The sequence below is a fragment of the Barnesiella sp. CU968 genome (assembly GCF_905219685.1).
In the GTDB taxonomy this organism is placed as follows: Bacteria; Bacteroidota; Bacteroidia; order Bacteroidales; family Muribaculaceae; genus Lepagella; species Lepagella muris_A.
Window position 1 is genome coordinate 1 of record NZ_CAJMXD010000165.1, and the last position, 6,324, is coordinate 6,324.

2 protein-coding genes and 1 pseudogene are annotated in these 6,324 nt (G+C 46.8%); all 3 read right to left on the reverse strand.

The window, feature by feature from the left end; all coding sequences use genetic code 11:
* A pseudogene (locus JX312_RS07685) lies at positions 1-1,595 on the reverse strand (hypothetical protein); the annotation flags it as partial.
* 154 nt (positions 1,596-1,749) lie between these two features.
* Positions 1,750-3,951: a M6 family metalloprotease domain-containing protein gene (locus JX312_RS07690; protein WP_204457597.1), complete on the reverse strand. Its 2,202-nt coding sequence runs from the start codon at positions 3,949-3,951 to the stop codon at positions 1,750-1,752.
* 138 nt (positions 3,952-4,089) lie between these two features.
* A partial coding sequence (locus JX312_RS07695; RefSeq protein ID WP_204457598.1) for a hypothetical protein occupies positions 4,090-6,324 on the reverse strand: 2,235 nt, incomplete at its 5' end.

The following is a 6,324-nucleotide window of genomic DNA, read 5'->3' on the forward strand; positions in this document are numbered from 1 at the left end:
ATCCATAATTCAAATTTTATGGCAAAGTTAGGAACTTTACAGACAAGCTTAAATACGCTATCGCGGACGGTTGTACCTGTTATGTTCTCGAGCGAACCGATACACCATGCGGCAACCGGTCCCGCGCTGAGATATTGACTGGAAACTACAGGTTGTTCGATCACTATATTCTTTATCACCGTCGTAGTGTCACAAATGCCGAACAGACCGGCATACGCATCTGCACCCGAATTTACGTTAAGCCCACGGATAGTATGCCCCCTGCCATCCAATGAGCCTGCAAACCGCTGATTCCAGGTTTTGCCAATGGCATCGAATGCATAACCCTTCATGTCAATATCGGAGGTAAGGGCAAAGTGCTTGCCTATATATGTACGTGTATATTTCTGTGTTCCGTACACGCCCACATAGTTATCATCGCTGTTCACCTTGTCTGAAAGAAGAATGAGATGATCAAGAGATGAAATCAGGTAAGGGCTTTCAACGGTTCCGTCTCCCTCAAATCCGTCAACACTGAGTTCGGGATATTTCCATGGAGTATCGGCAGAAAGCCTTGCCTCCGTCAGCACACCCGCATATGACTTAGCCTCCGCGCACAGCAGCGACCAGTCTGTCCAGGAGAGAGTGCTGTTGTCGGCTGCCGGAGCTGCCGCAGTTGCAATGACAGGCGAATATTTAGTAAGATTGCCCTTATCGTTAAATTCCAGACACTTGATCATCAACCACGAACCGGATCCGTTTATAAATGCCGTCTGGTTGTTGATCTCTGCCGTGCGGTCTCGATTCAGTTTAATCTCGATATCCAGACCACGGTTGAAGATATTCGTAACCGCCAGCATGTTTGGCGATGTCTGGTTTATGATGACATAATATCCGGCTTGCCTGTTGTCTGAAGTTTTATATGTCATTGTACCATTGGGCATTCCCATTGCCAGATTGAAGTATGCGCCTACGAATTTATCCTTGTTGGCACCCTCCTTCTGAACATATATTCCCCACCATGCCTCAGTGAAATCTATGGAACCGCCATCAGTCACCTTGCCGGTGATCTGCCTGTCGTAAGCGGGAGTTCCATCCGTCTGGGTCACTGCAATGTCAAGACGACCGAGCGATTCATCCGTCATCACATACTGGCTGGGGATCGAAACCGTCGACGTAACCTTGTCGTAATGGGCACGCACATTGCATCCATTCCAGAAGTTATTGATGGTAATCGAGTCACCGTCTGCATCGGGGGTCAGCTGCATTGTTGAGCCGCCATCGTAACTTGCGCTCACAAGTGTCTGATAAGTGCCCACATAATAACCACCGATATCGCCTGCCTGTCGCGATTCTGCCGCTTTCACAGGTCTGTTTCTGAGTATCGGCGACACTTTCCTTTCCGGCTTAATGATAGCTTTGGGCAATACCTTAAGCCTCAATCCCCCTTGAAGCGATTGGGGGTTGAAAGAGTTGTGACTTGCAGCCGTAGCGACCGATCCGGCTATCCGACCGTCAAGTTCGGCGGATGCCGACAGCGTCTCTGTCTGCGCCCGGGCAATCAGGCTTGCTGCAAGCATGCCCGACACCAGTAAAGAAGTTATTGTCCTTCCCATAATTGCTGCTGACTGAGGAACTTTGATTACTATAAACACCCGTGAAAGACTACATCCGTGTCCTCAGTTTACCGGACTGTAGTGCTTGTCAGGGGATATTGACCGATCCGTAAACCGATCATAAAAAACTTTTAGACGTTGTTTATCCGGATTCTTAATCCACAACATGGACTTTTGTGGCTCTCCCTCCACTCACTTTTATATATATTCCCGGCACATTGGGAGCGCTGACTTGGTAACCGGAGATACTGTACCATTTCACTTCTCCACACTCCTGATCAGCTTCTTCATACAAGACACTGACTCCTGATTCCTTATCTTGCATAAGAGTGATTTCCATTAGTTCCACCGCACATCGTGCCGATGCGCTTCCGGTGAACTGCGCCAGTCTGAACGCCGGTTTCTCAAGTGATCCGGTGTTGTAATGTAGAGTTATTGTCTCTCCTCCTCGCACGGATGGGTTTGCCGAACCTTCGACTGTATTCACCGGGACCCATGTCAATCCATTGTCTATTGAAGAGTAAAGACGGAAAATGGCATTAGAGGCAGTGGCATTGTTTACCCGTATTGACACGTTCTCCACCTTGGCATCAATGGCTGAGCACTCCGCTTCAGAGCCTTTTATGGTTGTAAGCACTGTGTTTTCAGAATCTTCCATAGCTTCTATCCTTGCACCCTTTGAAAAATTCCAAGAGGCAAATTTACCCGATATCCCCTTGGCATCTCCGGTTGTAGGAGACATGTTGGCAAAATCTTCCACCAATGTATCCACATCGTCTTCCATAACGCTGAAAGTAACGGTTCCGTCAGATTTAAGCTCAATATCATTGATGATAAAGGGAGTGGACTGCATAGTCCACGAACGCAGCGAGGGGGTAGTGGCATTGTCAAGCCTCGTCACGTTGCCGCTGCCGGGAAAGGGGTCTCCGTCACTATCGGTCAGAGTCGCACCCGACACTTGGGGCGAGGCGCGAAGCAATGTGTAGTAGGTACGCCCGGATGTCGCATTGACCCGATTGTTTTCCCATACCGCCGGATTAGTCAAATCTACCCTGTGGACCAGCAGCCCCTCGCCGGGAAGATATTCATCCCAACGTGTTTTCGTGCGGCTTTCAAGCAGGAAAAATTCATTTTCCACAGCTGAATTTATCCGGCATCCGTCCGGTGTGTCACCTTCATTAAGAGGAATTATGCCATATTCCCCGCTCCGGGTTATAAGCCTGGGAGTTGCAAAACCAAGTGCATAACGTTCGAAAAGGGAATATCCGCAAGGGGTGCGACTTTTGTTCAGATATGATCCGCTTGCCATCACTGACCATTTTGACGGATGTTCTGACTGCCCTCCTGTTTCATAATCCACATCATATAAATCGGGCAAACCGAGCACGTGACTGAACTCATGACATATTGTCCCGATGCCGTCAAGCAATTTATTTGCCGGTGCCCCATAAAGTTCGGTAGAACAAGCATAACGGCCAAAGGAAACCCCGTCAAGACTAAGGTTCATCACCATTGAGGCATGCGGCCATATGAGAGTCTCGTCGTTTCCCGCGAAATTCGACCCGGCGCCTGAGAAAATAAAATAAACCATATCCACCTCGCGATTTCCATCAGTATCATATACGGAATAATTCACTTCTGAATCAGCAGCGCGCAACGCGGCACTGACAAGAGTCTGCGCACCCGCCGTCTGTCTTGCATAATGTCGCGAATAATCTATTTTCACGGGACCAACCACATCAAACCTGGGATCAAACACTCCTCCTGAGTTTTCATAATAATAGTCACGCACTGAACCTGTGTATTCCACCTTTGTCGGTATCATGTGATCGGTCATATAACCATCGTAACCCTCCATGTTTATCATCTCGTCGAAAACCATTTGTATATCATTCCTTGAGAACGGAGTGTCGTTATATTCCACAAGAATTACAAGCCCACGGAAGCTATCGTAATCGTATTGTCCTGTTTCAAGTGAGTATCTTCGCCGTTCAGGCATTTTTTGTTTCCGGTTTTGCCGGAACACCGGTCTCACGCCCTTTGACCGTGCCGGTGCTTTCTTGCCGTCAGCGGCACCGATGCCGGTGGAAACAAGCATGCCGCCGGCGGATAGTTCCGCATATTCCCAAATTCCGGTTATATCGTTTAGCACTACAGCATAGCCATCCGCAGTCATAGTATAGTTATAGGATTCATCACCGAAGAGGCGCAACGTCACTTCGGTTCCATCAGGCTGTGTAAACGTGCTGGGATCGGGATTGGCAACTACTGCGTTCGCCCTGATACCGGCAAAAGCAACCATTCCACCGGCAAGCATTATCCCGATGCTTTTTTTAAATGAGTTTTTTATAGCCATGTCATTATTCAGTATAAAATAAGTATGGTGTTCAGCCATATATTCTTACAAAACTGTAACCTAAACTATTAAAGGCTTCGATCGGGATTCCGACCGAAACCTTTAGTTTAGATTCTAATTGAGGTTGGTCGGGAAGAATCAGTTTTTAGCGATCTTCTTCTCTACCTTCATTGTGCCGTCGGTGAAGACGGTGCGCATGATATATACTTGACCGGGTTCGGGGGTGACAACCTGACGACCCTGAAGGTCAATAAGCACAACTTCCTTAACTTCCTTGCCTGCGAAAGATTCCTCTACAGCCGATTGTTCCTTGTAATCTACCAAAACTTCGAAGTTTTTCTTGAAACCCTTGTAAAGGCATGTGAGCATCACTTTGCCCGAAGCTGTCGGGACAGCGCGTCCTCCGTCAATCTTCAGAATCTTGGAAGCGGACTCGGTTGATGTAGGTTCGACATCAGTATCTTCGTCATCCACGAAATCGGTTGCAATCCATTCACAACCATCAGGTCCTACGAGTGTGATTTCTCCTGAAACCTTACTGTAAGTATCGTTCTCGGCAAGAAGAAGGAGAGCCGATCCGGCATTTGCCGCATCATTGTCGGCAAAGCTTGCCAATACGGGATAGCCACCCCAGGCAGGATTAGCGAAGCCTTCGCCTATCATAAGCTCCTTAAGCTCTTTAGTGGTCTTCTTTGAACCCGGAACTGTACGGAACTCGCGACCTGGGTTAATCTCAACATCATAGAAACAGTTTTCATGACCCTCCAGCATCAGACGTTCAACGCCATCACAAAGTTTAGTATATGAGCCAGAATAGGTTGTCCCACTCCACAAATAACGCTCGCTATTATCTGAGATTATGTTAGTCTTAAGACATGTGACTTTACCGGAGTTATAACAATTACGCACTACTGAATATGGATAGAAAACGCCTCCGAAAAGACCTCCCACTCGCCTTTCGGCAGTTACATTTCCGGTGTTATAACAATTTTCTACTCTATGAGGTGCATCTTCGTTACAAGTAGAGAGATACCCTCCGAGACCTCCTGCATTACCATTAGTACTTGTTCCAGTATAATTGGAAACAACATCTCCGATATTGAAGCAATCTCTCATGACTGTCGGATACGTAACATCACCTGATGCAAAATATCCGACAAGACCTCCGACTGCATAATTGGTGGCTGTCACATCTCCTGCATTGAAACAGCGCTCCATGACACCATTCATTTTACCGACCAGACCGCCTGCTGTCAACGCACCGTTTGCAGGATTGGATCCGATTGAATAAACATCACCCGTATTATAACAATCGCTCATATATCCGAACTTGGCTAAGTCACCTATAAAACCGGATATTCCTGCTCCGTTTCCTCTGACTTCACCGGAATTGAAGCACCTTTCTATTGTAACCAATGATTCTTTGGTCTTTCCGGCACTGGTTTTAGAAGAGAAACCATATGCGTATGCAGTCGAGGACCCGTTTGATGCAGTCACATCACCTCTGTTGGAACAATCAGAAATTTTCCAACCTGCATTTATTACTCCTATAGCTCCCATTATATTGTTGGAACCTTTAAGATTGCCGTAATTGTGACAATTCTTAATAAAGCCGGTCGTTCCATCTTCGTCAATATCGGATATTGATGACAAAGTATATACAATTCCATAAACGTCACTTCCCGGTTTGGCAAGCTGGGAAAGGTCTATATCGGATTTATTCTCACAATCCTCCATATAACCTGTAGCTTCAACTTTATAAGCCACACCGGCAATTGTACTTTTAGCCATCAGGGAACCTTCATTCACGCAACCCTTCATGCCTCCTGCGACATTGGCGACAATACCCATCGTCGAAGTTGTGGTAGAAGTCACGGAACCCTTGTTGACGCAATTCTCAAGCAGCGATCCTGCCTTGGTCTCGTAAACGATACCCGTTGCATAAGTTATCTTGGATACTACGGCTCCTTCGTTCACACAGTTCCTGATTATTGAATTCTCATATGAACGGCAAACGATTCCCGATGCGTAACCGCTTGTAAGTGTCTCAACAGATCCCAGGTTGGTCACATTCTCGATCAGACCGTAATTATAACCCACGACTGAACCAATATAACTGTGAGCCTTAAGCACTCCGTCAAGTGTCAGATTCTTTATCGAACCTGTGCTTCCGAGAGTTCCGATAAGTCCGAGGTACTTGCCTACGTACAAATTCGGTCCCTGAAGTTTTGTTTTGGTAGAATTATTGTTTGAATAGACATAATTCTTTATCGTGTGTTTCGCGCCGTCAAGCTCTGCCTGGAAATTGACCCCATTCACTGCAAGCAGTTTGATTGAGTCGCCCTGGAAATCAATATCATTCTCAATTCTGAA